General features: G+C 67.5%; 12 protein-coding genes. 8 read left to right on the top strand and 4 right to left on the bottom strand.

The window, feature by feature from the left end; all coding sequences use genetic code 11:
- Positions 1–2,540: methionine synthase (metH, locus tag sphsw_RS03960; RefSeq protein WP_031439475.1), on the top strand; the 2,540-nt coding region annotated here is incomplete at its 5' end.
- Between the two features lie 57 nt (positions 2,541–2,597).
- On the opposite strand, the gene sphsw_RS03955 is transcribed toward metH, so the two are convergent.
- Positions 2,598–3,806, bottom strand: coding sequence for a cation:proton antiporter (locus tag sphsw_RS03955; RefSeq protein ID WP_031439474.1), 1,209 nt, complete (start codon positions 3,804–3,806; stop codon positions 2,598–2,600).
- Between the two features lie 237 nt (positions 3,807–4,043).
- On the opposite strand from sphsw_RS03955, the gene sphsw_RS03950 reads away from it, so the two are divergent.
- A complete protein-coding gene (locus tag sphsw_RS03950; protein ID WP_031439473.1) occupies positions 4,044–4,976 on the top strand; it encodes a hypothetical protein in 933 nt (310 codons plus the stop codon).
- A 119-nt stretch (positions 4,977–5,095) separates the two neighbouring features.
- Here the strand turns inward: sphsw_RS03950 and sphsw_RS03945 are convergent, their stop codons facing one another.
- Positions 5,096–6,778 (bottom strand): alkaline phosphatase family protein, encoded by a 1,683-nt coding sequence (locus sphsw_RS03945; RefSeq protein ID WP_042466531.1) that lies wholly within the window; start codon positions 6,776–6,778, stop codon positions 5,096–5,098.
- A gap of 70 nt (positions 6,779–6,848) precedes the next feature.
- Between sphsw_RS03945 and sphsw_RS03940 the strand changes: the two genes are divergently transcribed.
- The 4 genes from sphsw_RS03940 to sphsw_RS03925 all read left to right on the top strand — a co-directional run bounded on the left by sphsw_RS03940 (position 6,849) and on the right by sphsw_RS03925 (position 12,224).
- Complete coding sequence (locus sphsw_RS03940) at positions 6,849–8,882, top strand: protein-disulfide reductase DsbD family protein (RefSeq protein WP_031439471.1); 2,034 nt, start codon at positions 6,849–6,851, stop codon at positions 8,880–8,882.
- A gap of 71 nt (positions 8,883–8,953) precedes the next feature.
- Complete coding sequence (locus sphsw_RS03935; RefSeq protein WP_031439470.1) at positions 8,954–10,477, top strand: circularly permuted type 2 ATP-grasp protein; 1,524 nt, start codon at positions 8,954–8,956, stop codon at positions 10,475–10,477.
- Positions 10,477–11,412, top strand: a complete 936-nt coding sequence (locus sphsw_RS03930; protein ID WP_031439469.1) for an alpha-E domain-containing protein — start codon at positions 10,477–10,479, stop codon at positions 11,410–11,412. The genes sphsw_RS03935 and sphsw_RS03930 overlap by 1 nt, the downstream gene beginning before the upstream one ends.
- On the top strand, positions 11,412–12,224 hold the full coding sequence (locus sphsw_RS03925; protein ID WP_031439468.1) for a transglutaminase family protein: 813 nt from the start codon (positions 11,412–11,414) through the stop codon (positions 12,222–12,224). The genes sphsw_RS03930 and sphsw_RS03925 overlap by 1 nt, the downstream gene beginning before the upstream one ends.
- A 10-nt stretch (positions 12,225–12,234) precedes the next feature.
- On the opposite strand, the gene sphsw_RS03920 is transcribed toward sphsw_RS03925, so the two are convergent.
- Positions 12,235–13,020 carry an arginyltransferase gene (locus tag sphsw_RS03920; RefSeq protein ID WP_031439467.1) on the bottom strand — a complete coding sequence of 262 codons (786 nt, stop codon included), beginning with the start codon at positions 13,018–13,020 and terminating at the stop codon, positions 12,235–12,237.
- 139 nt (positions 13,021–13,159) lie between these two features.
- Positions 13,160–14,416: a threonine ammonia-lyase gene (locus sphsw_RS03915; RefSeq protein ID WP_031439466.1), complete on the bottom strand. Its 1,257-nt coding sequence runs from the start codon at positions 14,414–14,416 to the stop codon at positions 13,160–13,162.
- Between the two features lie 57 nt (positions 14,417–14,473).
- Here sphsw_RS03915 and sphsw_RS03910 point away from each other — a divergent pair, with 57 nt between their 5' ends.
- Positions 14,474–15,328, top strand: coding sequence for an NAD(P)-dependent oxidoreductase (locus sphsw_RS03910; protein WP_031439465.1), 855 nt, complete (start codon positions 14,474–14,476; stop codon positions 15,326–15,328).
- Positions 15,325–17,010, top strand: a complete 1,686-nt coding sequence (locus tag sphsw_RS03905; RefSeq protein ID WP_152555374.1) for an amidohydrolase — start codon at positions 15,325–15,327, stop codon at positions 17,008–17,010. The genes sphsw_RS03910 and sphsw_RS03905 overlap by 4 nt, the downstream gene beginning before the upstream one ends.
- Positions 17,011–17,107: the final 97 nt, after the last annotated feature.

Raw genomic sequence — 17,107 nt, 5'->3', positions numbered from 1 at the left:
CGGGCGACTATCCCGCCGCGGTCGAGGTCGCGCGCCAGCAGGTCGAGAGCGGCGCGCAGGTGCTCGACGTCAACATGGACGAGGGGTTGCTCGACGCGCACCACGCGATGACGACGTTCCTCAAGCTGATCGCCGCCGAACCCGACATCGCGCGCATCCCGTTCATGGTCGACAGCTCGAAATGGAGCGTGATCGAGGCGGGACTGAAGTGCGTTTCGGGCAAGCCGATCGTCAATTCGATCAGCATGAAGGAGGGCGAGGAGCAGTTCCTTGCCCAAGCGCGCAAGTGCATGGCCTATGGCGCCGCGGTGGTCGTGATGGCGTTCGACGAGGTCGGGCAGGCTGACACCAAGGACCGCAAGGTCGAGATCTGCGAGCGCGCCTACAAGCTGCTCGTCGGCATCGGCTTTCCGCCCGAGGACATCATCTTCGACCCCAACGTCTTCGCAGTCGCGACGGGGATCGAGGAGCATGACAATTACGGCGTCGACTTCATCGAGGCGTGCCGCGAGATCAAGGCGCGCTGCCCGCACGTCCATATCTCGGGCGGACTGTCGAACTTCAGCTTCTCGTTCCGCGGCAACGAGCCGGTCCGCCGCGCGATGCACAGCGTGTTCCTCTATTATGCGATCCCCGCGGGCATGGACATGGCAATCGTCAACGCGGGCCAGCTCGACATCTATGACGATATCGACCCCGAACTGCGGCAGGCGGTCGAGGACGTGGTGCTCAACAAGGATCCAGAGGCGGGTGAGCGGCTCGTCCAGCTCGCCGAGCGGTATCGCGGCACCGATGTCGTCGCGGAGAAAGCGGCGGCGGAATGGCGTTCACTCGACGTCAACAAGCGGCTCGAATATGCGCTGGTCAAGGGCATCGATCTGCACGTCGTCGAGGATACCGAGGAAGCGCGCCAGATCATCGACGGCAATGGCGGTCGCCCGATCGAGGTGATCGAGGGCCCGCTGATGGACGGCATGAACGTCGTGGGTGACCTGTTCGGCAGCGGCAAGATGTTCCTGCCGCAGGTCGTGAAATCGGCGCGCGTGATGAAGAAAGCGGTCGCGCATTTGCTGCCTTACATCGAGGCAGCCAAGGAGCCCGGCGCGCGCGGCAAGGGCAAGATCATCATGGCGACCGTCAAGGGCGACGTGCATGACATCGGCAAGAACATCGTCGGCGTGGTGCTCCAGTGCAACGGCTTCGACGTGGTCGATCTGGGCGTGATGGTCCCGTGGTCGAAGATCCTCGAAGCGGCGAACGAGAATGACGCGGACATGATTGGGTTGTCGGGCCTCATCACCCCGAGCCTCGACGAGATGGTGACCGTCGCCGAGGAGATGAAACGCGCGGGCATGACGATGCCGCTGCTGATCGGTGGTGCGACCACCTCGAAGGTCCACACCGCGCTGCGCATCGCGCCCGCCTATGACGGCCCGGTCGTCCACGTGCTCGATGCGAGCCGCGCGGTGGGTGTCGCGTCGACGCTCGTCAGCGACACGATCCGCGACGAGTTCGTGACCAAGACCGCGGACGAATATGAAGCGGTGAGGGTGGCGCGGGCCAACAAGGGCCAGAGCGAGCTTATCCCGATCGAGACGGCGCGCGAGCGCGGGTTCGTCGCGGACTTTGCGTTGAAGCCCGGGGCGCCCGCGAAGCCCGGCGTCCATGTGTTCGCGGACTGGGACCTGACCGACCTGCGCGACTATATCGACTGGACGCCGTTCTTCCGCGCCTGGGAGCTGGCGGGCAACTTCCCGGCGATCCTGACCGACGAGGTCGTCGGCGAGAGCGCGAGTTCGCTCTATGCGGACGCGCAGGCGATGCTCGACACGATCGTCGCGGAAAAATGGCTGACGCCGCGCGGGGTCGTGGGGCTGTGGCCGGCGCGGCGCGAGGGGGACGATGTGGTCGTCTCGCACACGCGCGGCCACGACATGCCGCACGAGGACGTGCGCCTGCCGATGCTGCGCCAGCAGATTTCGAAGCGCGAGGGGCGCGCGAACATGTGCCTCGCCGATTTCGTCGATCCTGCGGGCGACTGGTTCGGTGGGTTCGCAGTCGGCATTCACGGGATCGACGAGCATATCGCGCGCTTCAAGGCCGGGCATGACGATTACAACGATATCCTGCTGAAGGCGCTCGCCGATCGCTTTGCCGAGGCGTTCGCCGAACGGCTGCACAAGCATGTCCGTCAGGAGCTGTGGGGCTATGCACCCGAGGAACAGCTGACCAACGATGCGCTGATCAAGGAACAGTATCGCGGCATCCGCCCTGCGCCGGGCTATCCCGCATGCCCCGATCACAGCCTGAAGCCGATCCTGTTCGACCTGCTCGATGCCGAGACCGCGACCGGGCTCGAACTGACCGAGAGCTTCGCGATGTTCCCGACCGCGGCCGTCTCGGGCTTCTATTTCGGCCACCCGCAGGCGGAGTATTTTGGTGTCGCCCGCGTCGGCCGCGACCAGCTGGAAGACTATGCGGCGCGCCGCGGCGTCGACCTGCCGATCGCGGAGCGCTGGCTGCGGCCGAACCTGGACTGAACCCCGAACCGTGACGTCACCCCGGCCTTCGCCGGGGTGGCGCCATGCTTATGGCTGTCAGGCGCTACGCCCGACCAACGATGCCAGCTTCTTCAATTTCGGTGCGACCATCGGCACGGTCAGCATCGTGCTGGCCAGCGCCATCAGCAGCAGCGCGGTGAAGGTTTCGTTGGTGATGATCGCCTTGTCGAGCAGGATGTTGACGAAGATGATCATGATCAGCGCCTTGGTCTGAAGCAGCCAGCCGATCGCGGACGCCTCCCCCGGGCGCCATTTGAGGATCCGCCCGGCGGCGTGGACGCCCGCCAGCTTGCCGCCGACCGAGGCGAACAGCAGCAAGGCCGCGGCGGCGAACACCGCGATCCCGCCGACCGCCCACTGCGTCTTCAGGCCGGTCGACAGGAAGAACACCGGCATCACCGCGAGCAGCACGAAGCGGCGGAAGTCGTCCATTCGGACCTGGTCGAACCATTTCGCGTCGAGCACCGCGCCCGACAGGAACGCGCCGACCATGAAATGCAGCCCCGCCCAGTCCGCGGCGAACCCGCAGCCGGCGAGCCAGATCAGGCTGACATACCAGCGATCGCGCTCCGGGATCCGCGCCATCAGTCGGCGGATCAGCAGGGTGGCGACCGCGAAGCCGACCAGGAAGCCGGCCTGCCGGCCTACGCGCTCCCAATCGAGCAGGATCAGCGCGAGCACGCCCCAGATCGCGATATCGTCGAGGCTGGCATAGCGCAGGATGCGCTGGCCGATCGGCTCACGCAGGACCTCGAGCTTTTCAAGGAACAGCACGAGGATCGGCAGCGCGGTGACCGCGCACGCCATGCCGATGCCCAGAACGACCTGCCACCGCGCGCCCGACACGCCTGCCCAGCCCGGATAGCGCAGCATCAGCGCGGCGGCGATGCTGCCGGTCGCGAGCGGCACCGCGAGAGCGAGGCCGGCGGTGACCGCGGTCTCGCCGCGATGTCGCCACGCCGCGCCGAGATCGAGTTCGATGCCAGCGACCCACACGAACATCATCACCGCCCACCACGCGACGCCGTTCAGCGAGCCGATTGTCGCAGGCGTGAAGATCGTCGCATAATAATCGGGGAAGAGCGCGCCGAGCACGCCCGGTCCGAGCAGGATGCCGCCGAAGATCTGCACAACGACCAGCGGTGCCCAGTAATCGGTCCGGCCCAGCCGCCAGACCAGATAGGGGACGCTGAAGATGATGAGCATCGCAAGGAGGAAGACCTCCGTCGGTGTCATGGCGTGCATGCATTCCCCCTCTCGCGCGGTCGGGGCCCCCCCGCCGGCTTTATGCTGCGGGGTGGTATGCGGCCGGGCAGGCGGCGGCAATATGCTTCGCTACGGTCGAACCGGTGTCGATCCGTTTGCAGGCTGCGCCATTGCGGGACGCGGGGCGGGCCCCCGCTATCGGCAGCCGGGGCGCATCCGCGCTAAGCACGGGGCGTGGCGGCGCAATCGTGGCTGGCCGATGAGGGAGTGCCCTGCTTGAACCGATCGCTCTTATTGCTCGTGCTGGTTGCTGCGTCCGCCTCGGCCCAAGCGCCGGTGCGGCGCGCGTCGCCCTTCACCGTCGACGGGCAGGGCTTTGCGACGCTGCAGGAGGCGGTCTCATCGATCCGGCTCGGCACCGCGACGATCCTGATCGCGCCCGGCACCTACCGGCAATGCGCGGTGCAGGCGGGCGGGCGGATCACCTTCAAGGCGGTGGAGCCGGGCACCGCGATCTTCGAAGGCGTGGCTTGTGAGGAGAAGGCGGCACTGGTGCTGCGCGGGCAGGGATCGGTCGTCGATGGCCTGGTCTTTCGCGGCTACAGCGTCCCCGACGGCAATGGCGCGGGGATCCGCACCGAGATGGGGGACCTCAATGTCGTCAACGCGATGTTCCTCGACAGCCAGGAAGGCATCCTCGGCGGCGAGCCAAGCGAGCAGCGGATCACGATCGACCGGTCGACCTTTTCGGGGCTAGGCCAGTGCGACCAGTCGCCGAGCTGCTCGCATGCCGTGTATCTGGCGAACCAGGGCAGCGTGACGATCACCCGCTCGCGGTTCGAGCGCGGGACCGGCGGGCATTACGTCAAACTGCGCGTGCCGACCGTCTCGATCACCGACAACAGCTTCGACGACAGCGCGGGGCGGAAGACCAATTACATGATCGACCTGCCCGAAGGCGCGACCGGGCTGATCGCGCGCAACACCTTCGTGCAGGGGCGGCAGAAGGAGAACCACACCGGGCTGATCGTCGTCGCGGCGGAAGCGAAGACCTATCGCTCGACCGGGTTGCGCGTCGAGGACAATGACGCGCGGCTGGCACCGGGCGATGCGACCAGTCCCGCATTCCTGGCGGATTACAGCCATGACCGGCTGGCGCTGGGGGCGAACCGGCTGGGCCCGGGGTTGCGGGCGTTCGAGACGCGCTAAGTCGAGGCTGCGGGGGAAGCGGGGGGGCGTACCGCCGCCGCTCAAGACCCCGTCGTCCCAGCTTTCGCCGGGATGACGGGCGGCGGGAGGACAGGGTCCAAGCGGTCCGACGGGGCTCCTCAGCCCGGGCAGGTGCTCGCCGCGCCCGCGTCGAGGTCGAGGCAGCGGCCGTCGAGTCCCGATACCGGCAGGCCGATCGTTGCGGCGAGCGTCGGGACGATGTCGACGGTTTCCACCGACAGCGGCTGTTCGAACCCGGCGATCCCCTTGCGCCAGAACAGGATCGGCACGCGGCGATCATAGTCCCACGGGCTGCCGTGTGTTTCGACATAGCCGCCGGCGGGCGACACGATCGTCGTCACGCGTGGCTTCAGGAGTGTGACGAACTGACCCGAGCGGCCCTCGGCATAGGAGGCGCGCGCGCGTTCGATCAGCGTCCAGGTCTCGGGCGGGGTGGTCGCCATCGGCGTAGCCATGATCTCGGCGGCCGAGAAGGCGGCGGCCACCTGCGGCAGCGCGCGGTAGCGGCGTAGCGCCTCGGTCAGCACCTTGGCGCGCGTCTTGGCGGGCAGCGCATCGTCGATATAGACGTCGCCCTCGGTCCCGAGCAGGACGCTGCCGGGCAGGCCCAGATCCTTGGCGATCGCGGTGCCGACCTGCTTGGCGAGCACATTCTCGTCCATATGCGCCTCCATCGGCATCGCGCGCTGCTGCTGCCGCTCGGTCGCATCGTGCGCGCCGTGATCCGCGGTCAGCACGACCTCGTAATCCACGCCGGTCTCGTCCAGCACCGCGAAGAAGCCGCCGAGCGTCTTGTCGAGCTCGGCCATCTGGATGCACATCTCGGAACCCTGCGTGCCGTAGGTGTGGCCGATATAATCGGTCGCCGACGCGCCGATGTCGATGATGTCGGTCTGTGGCCCTTGGCCGAGCTTCATGTCCTGCACCAGCGCCGCCGCCATCGCGAACACCGCGGCATCGGACGCGGGCGACACGCGGAAGCCCTTGGCGTCGCCCGCCTCGCGCTCGAAGCGGCCCTGGCCGTACGTCTTGCCCGCGATCACGATCGGGTGGTTCACGCCCGTGCAATAGCCGGGCAGCGGCAGCGCGGCCTGGGGCAGCGCGATCAGCCCGGCGACCGCGGTGCGCGTGCGCTGCACCGCCGGCGGTACCGCGCGGCCCGCATAGGAGACATAGGTCTTGCCGTCCCACCACCAGAGCTCGTCGACCTTGTGGCCACCCATCATCACCGCCGCGCGATCCTTGCCCGCGACCGAGACCGAGCGGGTGCGGGGATCGCGCGCCTTCATCATCTCGCCGAGCGTCGGCACCTTCAGATGCATGTCGGACACGGTGTAGCTGTCATGCGTGCTGCCGGTGACACGCTCGTCCTCCGAGCAATAGACGATCTTGTCGGGGCGGTCGGCGCGCTGGTCGACCCAGTTGTTCGCGATGATCCCGGTATGCGCAGGCCGCATGCCAGTCAGGATGGTCGAGTGGCCGGGGCAGGTCTCGGTCGCGGCATGGCTCTGATAGCCGCTCGGAAACACCACGCCGTTCAGCAGGCGGGTGAAGCCGCCGGTGAAGTGGTTGCGATATTGCTGGAACAGGTCGGCGGCGAACTGGTCGACCGAGATCGCCACGATCAGCTTGGGCGGCGTGGCGGGCGTCGGTGCCGCAACCGCCGGGGCCGGGGCTGGGGCCGGAGCGGTCTGCGCGGACGCGGTCACGGACGCGGCCGGGGCCAGGAGCAACGCGGCGATAAGTGCTTTCACGGACAGTCCTTTGACGAGCAGCAGCATGACTGCTTTCGGATGTAATGCGGTGTCGTCCTCGCTATGGCTGTGGCCGATGAACGAAACAAGGATGGCCATGCGCAGTTTACGTTGCGTCCTGATGACGATGCTGCTCGCGCTGTGCAGCCTCGTGGCGACGCCGGCGCTGGCGGACCCGCTCGACGGCTCGAGCCGGCATCTGAGTATGCGCCTCGTTGCTGAAAGCGACCATCCGAAAGCGGGCGCACCGCTGACCATCGCGATCGCAACGACTCCCGATACGGGCTGGCATGGCTATTGGGCCAATCCGGGCGATGCGGGGTTTTCCGCGACGTTGGACTGGACGCTGCCGCGCGGAGTGACGGCGGGGCAGCCCGAATGGCCCGTCCCGACGACGCTGCTCATCGCGGGGCTGATGAACTATGTCTACGAGGCGCCCTATGCGCCGCTCGTGACGATCCAGGTGCCGGCGGGGCTGGCGGCGGGCGCCAAGCTGCCGATCCGGCTGAAGACGTCTTATCTTGTCTGTTCGGCGACGATCTGCGTGCCCGAGGAGCAGGCGCTGTCGCTCGACCTGACGATCGGCGACGGCGCGGCGTCGCAAGCAAGCGCCTTTGCCGGCTGGCGGCGGGCGATCCCCAAGCCGCTCGATGCGGGCGCGACCTATGCGGTCGACCAGGGCGTGCTGCGCGTCGCGGTGCCGTTCCCGGCCGGGGCCAGGGCGCAGGATGCCTATTTCTTCCCGCTCACCACCGGCGTGATCGACAATGGCGCGCGCCAGACCGTGACGCGGTCGGGCGATACGCTGACGATCGCGACGCGACTGGCGGCCAATGGCAAGGCCAATGCGCCGATCGAGGGTGTGCTGCGGATCGGCGACTCGCAGGGGCTCGCGGTCAGCGCCGCGCCGGGGGTCGTTGCGGCGGGGCCATCGGATAATGCGGGCGGGCTGTGGGCGACCGCACTGGCGGCGTTTGCGGGCGCGGTGCTCGGCGGGCTGATCCTCAACATCATGCCCTGCGTCTTCCCGATCCTGAGCCTGAAGGCGCTCAGCCTCGCGCGCGGTGGCGCCAGCGAACGTGAGGCGCGGCACGAGGCCTTGGCCTATACCGCGGGCGTCGTGCTGGTGTGCCTTGGCCTTGGCGCTGCGATCCTCGCGCTGCGTGCGGGCGGGTCTGCGGTCGGCTGGGCGTTCCAGTTGCAGCATCCCGCGGCGATCATCGTGCTGCTGCTGCTGAGCACCGCGATCGCGTTCAACCTGGCCGGGCTGTTCGAGGTGCCGACGCCGCGGTTCGCGGGCGAGAGCGGTGCGAGCGGTGCGTTTGCGACCGGCGCGCTGGCCGCATTCATCGCGACGCCGTGCACCGGGCCGTTCATGGGTGCAGCGCTGGGCGCTGCGCTCGTGCTGCCCTGGCCCGCGGCGATGGCGGTGTTCGCCGGGCTGGGACTCGGGCTGTCGCTGCCGTTCCTCGCGATCGGCTTCGTGCCGGCGTGGCGGCGCTGGCTGCCCAAGCCCGGCGCGTGGATGGAGACGTTCCGGCATGTCCTGTCGGTGCCGATGTTCCTGACCGCGATCGCACTCGCCTGGGTGCTGGGCCGCCAGACCGGCGTCGACAGCCTGACTCTCGCGCTCGTCGCAGTGCTGGCGATCGGGGCGGTGCTGTGGGTTGGCGGCACGCGGCAGCGCAAGGGCAAGGCGTTCGGCGCGGCGACCCTTGCCGCACTGGCGGTCGTGTTCGTCGGCAGCGCGGTCGTCATCGCCCGCGCGCCGCCGGCCTCGGCCAGGACGGCGGTCGCCGGCGACGAGGCGTTCAGCGAGGCGAAGCTTGCCGCGCTGCGCGCCGAGAAGCGCGGCGTGTTCGTCTATTTCACCGCCGACTGGTGCCTGACATGCAAGGTCAACGAGAAGGCGGCGATCGAGACCGCGACGGTCCGCGACGCGTTCGCCAAGAACAAGGTCGCGGTGCTGATCGGCGACTGGACCGATGGCGACCCGGTCATGGGCCGCTTCATCGAGGCGCATAACCGTGCCGGCGTGCCGCTCTATCTCTATTATGCGCCGGGGGCGGCCGAGCCGACCGTCCTGCCGCAGGTCCTCACCCCGGCGCTGCTGGCGGGGCTGGGCGTCTAATCCGGCTTGTGCAGCGCGGTGAAGCGTTGCAGCATGGAACCGCAACGCTTGATGGGGAATTTACCATTTCGATGGGGAAACAAGCGTTCGACGAAATCATGGGGGCACCGGGCGATACCCGTGTCCGTCCCGAACTTGCCGCCTTGGGCCGCTGGATCGAGGAGACGCCCGACGCCGAGTTGCGGCGTCGCCAGCAGGCGGCTGAAACGACGTTTCGGCAGCTCGGCATTACCTTTGCCGTCTATGGCGAGAACGAGGCGGCCGAGCGGATCATTCCGTTCGACATCGTCCCGCGGGTCTTCCTGCATGACGAATGGACGCGGCTTTCCGAAGGGCTCGTCCAGCGTGTCGAGGCGATCAATGCGTTCCTCGAGGATATCTATGGCGAACGCCGCATCCTGAAGGAAGGGATCCTCCCCGAGGATCTCGTCATGGGCAATGCGCAGTTCCGTCCCGAAATCGCCGGGATGCGCCCGCCGCACGGGGTCTGGGCGCATATCTGCGGGATCGATCTGGTACGCACCGGACCCGACGACTTTTTCGTGCTCGAGGACAATGCGCGGACGCCCTCGGGGGTCAGCTACATGCTCGAGAATCGCGAGGCGATGCTGCGGCTCTGCCCCGAGCTGTTCCGCGAGTTTCGCGTCGCGGCGGTCGACAGCTATCCCGACCGGCTGCTTGAGACGATGAAGTCGGTTGCGACGCACGGCGTCAGCGCACCGACCTGCGTCGTGCTGACGCCGGGGCATTATAACTCGGCCTATTACGAGCACAGCTTCCTCGCCGATACGATGGGCGTCGAGCTGGTCGAGGCGGCCGATCTGGTGGTCGACGACGATGTCGTATGGATGCGGACGATCGCGGGGCGCGTGAAGGTCGACGTGATCTATCGCCGGATCGACGACGATTATCTCGACCCGCTGGTCTTCCGTCCCGACAGCGCGCTCGGCGTGCCGGGGCTGATCGCGGCCTATGCCGCGGGCAATGTCGCGATCATCAACGCGCCGGGCAACGGCATCGCCGACGACAAGGCGATCTACAGCTACATGCCCGACATCGTGAAATTCTATTCAGGCGGCGAGTGCAAGTTGCCCAATGTCGAGACGTGGCGGTGCCGCGAGCCCCAGGCGCTGAAATATGTCCTCGACAATCTTGAGGACGTCGTCGTCAAGCTGGTCGACGGTTCGGGCGGCTATGGCATGCTGGTCGGCCCGACCGCGACGAAGCAGGAGATCGAGGATTTCCGTGCCGCGCTGATCGCCGAGCCGCATCGCTATATCGCGCAACCGACGCTCGCGCTGTCGACCGTACCGACGATGGCCGAATCCGGGCTGTGCCCGCGGCATGTCGATTTCCGGCCGTTTGTGCTGACCGGGTCGAAGGGCGTCCAGGTCGTGCCTGGCGGGCTGACCCGCGTCGCGCTGAAGCAGGGATCGTTGGTTGTGAATTCAAGCCAGGGTGGCGGCACGAAGGACAGCTTCGTCCTGATGGCGGATCAATCGCAGCGCATGGGGGGGGGCGGCATGACGCAGACGCTGGGCGGGATGACGCAGACCCTCGGCGAAGGCATGCCCGGGCCGGAGGCACAGTCCTGATGCTGTCGAGGACCGCCTCGTCCCTCTATTGGCTGGGACGCTATTTCGAACGTGCCGATTTCATCGCGCGGTTGGTCGAGGCGACGGTGCGCCTCGACGTGCTGTCGTCGCAGCCTGCGGGCGAGGCGGCCTGGGCATCGGCGCTGGCGGTCACCGAGACCGACGAGGCCTTTGCCAAGACCGGGGTGCCGGTCGGGCAGCGCGACGTGGTGCGCTTTCTGACGCTCGACGCCAGCCATCCGGGATCGATCGTCCGTTGCCTCGACATGGCGCGTAACAATGCCAAGGCGGTGCGGACCGCGCTGACGCGGGAATCATGGACCGCGATCAACCGTGCGTGGCTGTTGTTCGAAAACCGCGCGACCCCCGGCAGCACGACCGCGCAGCTCAACCTGGTCGAGGCGGTCAAGACCGAGACGCGCGGGTTCGAGGGTGCGATCCACCGCATGCTGCGCAACCAGACGACCTGGTTCATCCGGCTCGGCCAGGCGGTCGAGCGCGCGGACAACACCGCGCGGCTGCTCGACGTCAAATATCATATCCTGCTGCCGGAGGGACAGAAGCTGGGCGGCGCGATCGATCGTGACCAGTGGACGACCATCCTGCAGACCGTGTCGGCGGTGACCGCCTATCGCTGGATGTACAATGACGGCCTTCGGCCGGCCGACGTGATCGATTTGTTGCTGGCGCGCGCGGAGTTGCCGCGTAGTCTTGCAGCCTCGGTCGAGGAGACGGTGGACGTGCTCAATCTGCTTGCGAAACGTACCGGCCAGCACGGCGAGGCGGACCGGATGGCGCGGCTGCGCGCCTCGCGGCTGGGGCGAACCCGATCCGGCGAGGTGATCGCATCGGGCCTGCACCAGTATCTGCAGGCCTTCATCCAGGAGAATGCGCTGCTCCACGGCGCGATCGGCCGGCAGTTCAAGTTCCTTTGATGCGGTTGTCGGTCGATCACCGCACGATCTATCGCTTCACCGAGCCGCAGAGCCGGCTCGTCCAGATGCTCCGCATGACCCCGCAGAACACGCATGACCAGACGGTCGCGCAGTGGCGGATCGACATCGACTGCGATGCCCGGCTGCGGCAGGGGCGCGACGGGTTCGGCAATGCCATCACGATGCTCTACATCGACGGCCCGATCGACGGGATCGAGATCGACGTCACGGGCGAGGTGCTGACCAGCCATTCCGACGGCGTCGTCCACGGCGCTTATGAAGTATTGCCGCCGGCGTTGTTCCTCCGGCCCACCGAGACCACCGCACAGGACAAGGCCATTGCCGATTTCGCCGCACGCGTCGCGACCCCCGCCCAAGGCCGGATCGGGGCGCTGCACCGGGTGAACGAGGCGTTGCACGAACGCTTTGCCGCCAATCCCGGCCGTCCCGCGCCAAACCTCGGCGCGGCGGCGGCGTTCCGGCTCGACAGCGCCACCTCTCGGGACTTCGCGCAGATGTTCATCGTCGCTGCGCGTTCGCTGGGGGCGCCGGCGCGTTATGTGTCGGGCTATCTGCTGACCGAACGCGACGACGATCACCGTCCGACGCCGCATGGCTGGGCCGAGGCGCATGTTGACGGGCTGGGCTGGATCGGTTTCGACCCGTTCACCGGCGACTGTCCCGAAGAGCATCACGTCCGGGTCGCGGTCGCGCTCGATGCTGCAGGGGCCGCGCCGGTGGCAGGATCGCGGCTCGGCGAGGGCGGCGAGCGGCTGGAGGTCGATGTCGTCGTGTCGCGGGATGGTCAGTGACCGTCGGCGACTAGTCCTCGCGCTGCCCGGGGCCCTGCCCGGGGGCGGCCGCCAACAGGTCCTCCTCACTCAGGCGGCTCCATCCGCCCGGGCCGAGCGCCTCGATCGGGCGGTACCGGATCTTGTATTCCATCCGGCCCGATCCCTTCACCCAATAGCCCAGATAGACATAGGGTAGCCCCGCACCGCGTGCGCGCAGAATGTGGTCGATGATGATGTAGTTGCCGAAGCCCGGCCGCGATGCGTCGTCCGCTGCGAAGAAGCTGTAGATCATCGACAGTCCGTCGGCCTGGCGATCGGTGAGGCAGGCGCCGACCAGCCGGCCCGGGGCACTGCCGATGCCCGGTTCGCGATACTCGACGATCAGCGAGTCGACGGGCGAATGCTCGACCATGTCGGCATAATCGTCCTCATCCATCCCGGCCATGCCGCCGTCCGGGTGACGTGCCGACAGATAGCGGCGCAACAGCTGGAACTGTTCGTCGGTCGCCCATGCGCGACAGACGGTTGCGGTGATGTCGCCGTGGCGCTTGAGCAATTTGCGCTGCGTCGCATTGGGCGTGAATTCCGGCGTCACGACACGGACCGACACACAGGCGCTGCAGCCGGTGCAACTCGGCCGATAGGCGACGCCCTGGCTCCGTCGAAACCCGATCCGGCTCAGCGCGTCGTTGAGTTCGACCGCATGCGGCCCGTTCAGTTCGGTGAACACCTTCCGCTCCTCCCGATCGGGCAGATAGGGGCAGGGGCCGGGGCTGGTCACGAAGAACCGGGGAAACCGAAAAGGCGCAGTCATCGCGAAGTGCCCCTCTCTCGGCTTCCATGCGCTCTCAAGGCGCGGGCGGTATATGATTCCTGTGCGGGCCGCTGGAAAGTGGGGCGGCCCGCGGTGGTAAAAGAAATTCCCGTCGGCGCCGGGCGGCGTTGGCCGGGGATCAGGCCAGTTCGACCGTGCTCGTCTCATAGCCCGCCGCCTTCAGCGCGGTGACCAGCCGATCGAGATGCGCGCGATCGCGGGCCTCGCATTCGATATCTGTGATCAGCCCCTTTGCCGGCAGCGTCGTAAAGACGCGCTGATGATACACCTCGATGATGTTCACCCGCTCCTGATCGAAGATCCGGGCGACGTTGTACAGCGCGCCGGGCTGGTCCTGCAGGCGGATGCGCAGCCGTGCGAGCCGGCCCGAGCGTGCGAGATCACGCAGCAGGACGTTGGCGAGCAATCGCGTGTCGATATTGCCGCCGCACAGGATGATCCCGACGGTCCGCCCCTTGAAGCGCTCGGGATGCTGGAGCAGCGCGGCGAGGCCGGCGGCACCGGCACCCTCGACGACCGTCTTCTCGATCTGGAGCAGCAGGCTGACCGCCATCTCCAGGCTGCGCTCGCTGACCAGGACGATGTCGTCGACGAGTTCGGCGACCATCTTGGAGGTGATGCCGCCGGGCTCCTTGACCGCGATCCCCTCGGCCAGCGTGTCTCCGGCGCAGGGCATCGTCGTCCCGTTGATGCGGTTGTACATCGACGGGAACAGCTCGGCCTCGACGCCGACGACCTCGATCGCATGACCGCCCTGCGCCACGTTCGCCCGCGTCACGGTCGCGACGCCCGAGATCAGACCGCCGCCGCCGATCGGGACGACCATCATGTCGATCTCGGGCACGTCCTCGAGCATCTCGATCGCGGTCGTGCCCTGGCCGGCGATGACCCGGGCGTCGTCGAACGGATGGACGAAGGTGAAGCCGCATTCGCCCTCGAGGATGCGGGCATGCGCATAAGCGGCATCGAAGGTGTCGCCGTACAGCACGACCTTGGCGCCGTGCCCTTCGGTCTGCGTGACCTTCACGGTCGGGGTGTTGGTCGGCATCACGATCGTCGCGGGGATGCCGAGCCGGTTGGCGTGATAGGCGAGACCCTGTGCGTGATTGCCCGCCGACGCGGCGATCACGCCCTTTGCGCACGCTTCGGGCGACAGCTGCAACAGCGTGTTGAGCGCGCCGCGTTCCTTGTAGGCCGCGGTGAACTGAAGATTCTCGAACTTCAGATAGACGGTCGCGCCGGTCATCTGGCTCAGCGTGCGGCTGATCAGCGTCGGCGTGCGGACGATCGAGGCGCGGATCCGGTCATGCGCGGCGCGGACGTCGTCGATGGACACGGGAAGGGTGGGTGCCGCTACGGCAGCGAGGGTAGCCATAGGCGTTGCGCTAGACCATCTGGCGCGCAGGGGAAACACCGCTTATGCGCTTGATCCATGGCAAAACTGGCATTCATCGGGACTGGCGTGATGGGCGCGCCGATGGCGGGGCATCTCGCCGCGGCAGGGCACGACGTCACCGTTTATAACCGCTCCCAGGCCAAGGCTTTGGCATGGGCCGATAAATACGGTGGAACGGTCGCGGACACGCCTGCTTTGGCGGCGCGCGATGCGGATGCGGTGTTCACCTGTGTCGGCAATGACGATGATCTTGCCGCGGTAACATTGGGTGAGGACGGCGCGTTCGCGGCGATGCGCGACGATGCGGTGTTCGTCGACCATACGACCGTCTCCGCCGCGATCGCGCGGCGGCTGGCGGAGGCGCGCGCGCTCGTCGTCGATGCGCCGGTGTCGGGCGGGCAGGCGGGTGCCGAGAACGGCAAATTGTCGATCATGTGCGGCGGTTCCGCCGACGCCATGGCGAAGGCCGAGCCGTATATGCAGGCCTATGCTGCGCGGATCGTCCATGTCGGTGACGCGGGCGCGGGCCAGACGACCAAGATGTGCAACCAGATCGCGATCGCCGGGGTGATCCAGGGCGTGTCCGAATCAATCCGCTTCGCGCAGAATGCCGGGCTCGACCTCGACAAGGTGTTCGAGGCAATTTCGGGCGGCGCGGCGCAGAGCTGGCAGATGGTCAATCGCTGGCCGACGATGGCGAAGGAAGACTTCGACTTCGGCTTTGCGGTCGACTGGATGCGCAAGGATCTGGGGCTCGCGCTCGACGAGGCGCGGCGCAACGGCGCGGTCCTGCCGGTCGCGGCGCTGGTCGATCAATTCTATGCCGATGTGCAGGCCATGGGCGGCGCGCGGCAGGATACGAGTGCGTTGGTGCGGAGATTGCCGAAGTGAAGCCTGTCCTGTTCGCAAGTGCCGCCCTGTCGCTGTTCGCCACCCCGGCGCTGGCCGACGGGATCGTCGACAACGTCAACGGCCTGACCATCACCGAGGGCGGCAAGATCGTCCGGTTCAAGGCGATCCTGGTCGACAAGGACGGCCGCGTCACCCGGCTGGTGCCGCCGGGGGAGGAGCCCCCCAAGCTCAGCCGCAAGGAATTGAAGAAGAACGCGGGCAAGCCGCTCTATGACTGGCGTACCGACATGGGCGGCAAGACCGTGCTGCCCGGCTTCGTCGATGCGCATGGCCATGTGATCGAGCTCGGCTTCGGCGCGCTGTCGCTCGACCTGTCGGCAGCGACCTCGCTCGACGACGCAAAGTCGCGGATCGCCGCCTATGTCGCGGCCAATCCCGATCGCAAATGGGTGCTCGGCCGCGGCTGGAACCAGGAAGCCTGGGGGCTGGGGCGGTTTCCGACCGCTGCGGATCTCGATTCGGTGTCGGGCGGCCATCCGATCTGGCTGTCGCGCGCGGACGGCCATGCCGGCTGGGCGAACAGTGTCGCGATGCGCGAGGCGGGAATCACCGGCGCCACGGTCGCCCCGGCGGGGGGGCGCATAGAAAAGAGCGGCGGCGCGCCGTCGGGCGTGTTCGTCGATGCCGCGCAATCGCTGGTCGAGAAGGTCGTGCCGCAGCCTTTGCCCAAGGAGCGCGATGCGGCCTTCCTGACCGCCCAGCGGATCCTGCTGGGGTACGGCGTCACCGCGGTCGCCGACATGGGCACCACGCTCGACGACTGGCTGACCTATCGCCGGATGGCGGATATCGGCGGGTTGCGCGTCCGGATCATGAGCTATGCGCTGGGCGTCGAGACCGCGGGGCGGATCGGCGGCAAGGGGCCGACGCCGTGGCTGTATGACGACCATCTGCGGATGGGCGGGGTGAAGCTCTATGCCGATGGCGCACTCGGATCGCGTGGCGCCTGGCTGCTGAAGCCTTATGCCGATGCGCCGGGGCAGACCGGGCTGGGCTTCCTGACCGATGCGCAGCTCCAGAACCAGATGAGCCGCGCGGCGATGGACGGGTTTCAGGTCGCGGTGCATGCGATCGGCGACCGTGCGGACCAGCAGGTGCTCGACGCGATCCAGGTCGAGAGCGAGACCTACAAGGGCGACCGGCGCTGGCGTGTCGAGCATGCGCAGATCGTCGATCCCACCGACCTGCCGCGCTTCGGCAAGTTCGGCACGATCGCGTCGATGCAGCCGACGCACCAGACCAGCGACCGGACGATGGCGGAGGCGCGGCTCGGGCCGAGTCGGCTGACCGGCGCCTATGCCTGGAAGTCGATGCTGGCGAACGGATCGAAGCTTGCCTTTGGTACCGATTTCCCGGTCGAGAAGCCCGATCCGTTCGCCACCTGGGCCGCGGCGTTCACCCGGCAGGATGCCAACGGCCAGCCGCAGGGCGGGTGGCAGCCGCAGGAACTTATCTCGCGCGAACAGGCGTGGTGGGCGATGACCGGTGCCGCCGCCTATGCAGGGTTTGCCGAGACGAAGTTCGGCGCGCTCGCCGCCGGGCAGCGCGCGGACTTCATCGTCGTCGACCGCGATCCGATGATCGCTTCACCGACCGAACTGCGTGCGATTAAGGTTGCCGAGACCTGGGTCGGGGGCGAGAAGGTCTGGGTTCGGAAATAGCCGGCCGGTAGCCTCAAAGGTCGCCGCTGGCGTCCTTCGATGCGCGCGCGTTGATCCGCGCCCAGACCGCCTTGTGTTCGGCCTTCGCGTAGAGCGC

The sequence above is a fragment of the Sphingomonas sp. FUKUSWIS1 genome, assembly GCF_000733135.1.
Taxonomy (GTDB): Bacteria; Pseudomonadota; Alphaproteobacteria; order Sphingomonadales; family Sphingomonadaceae; genus Sphingomonas; species Sphingomonas aerolata.
This window is presented reverse-complemented; position numbering and strand designations above follow the sequence as displayed.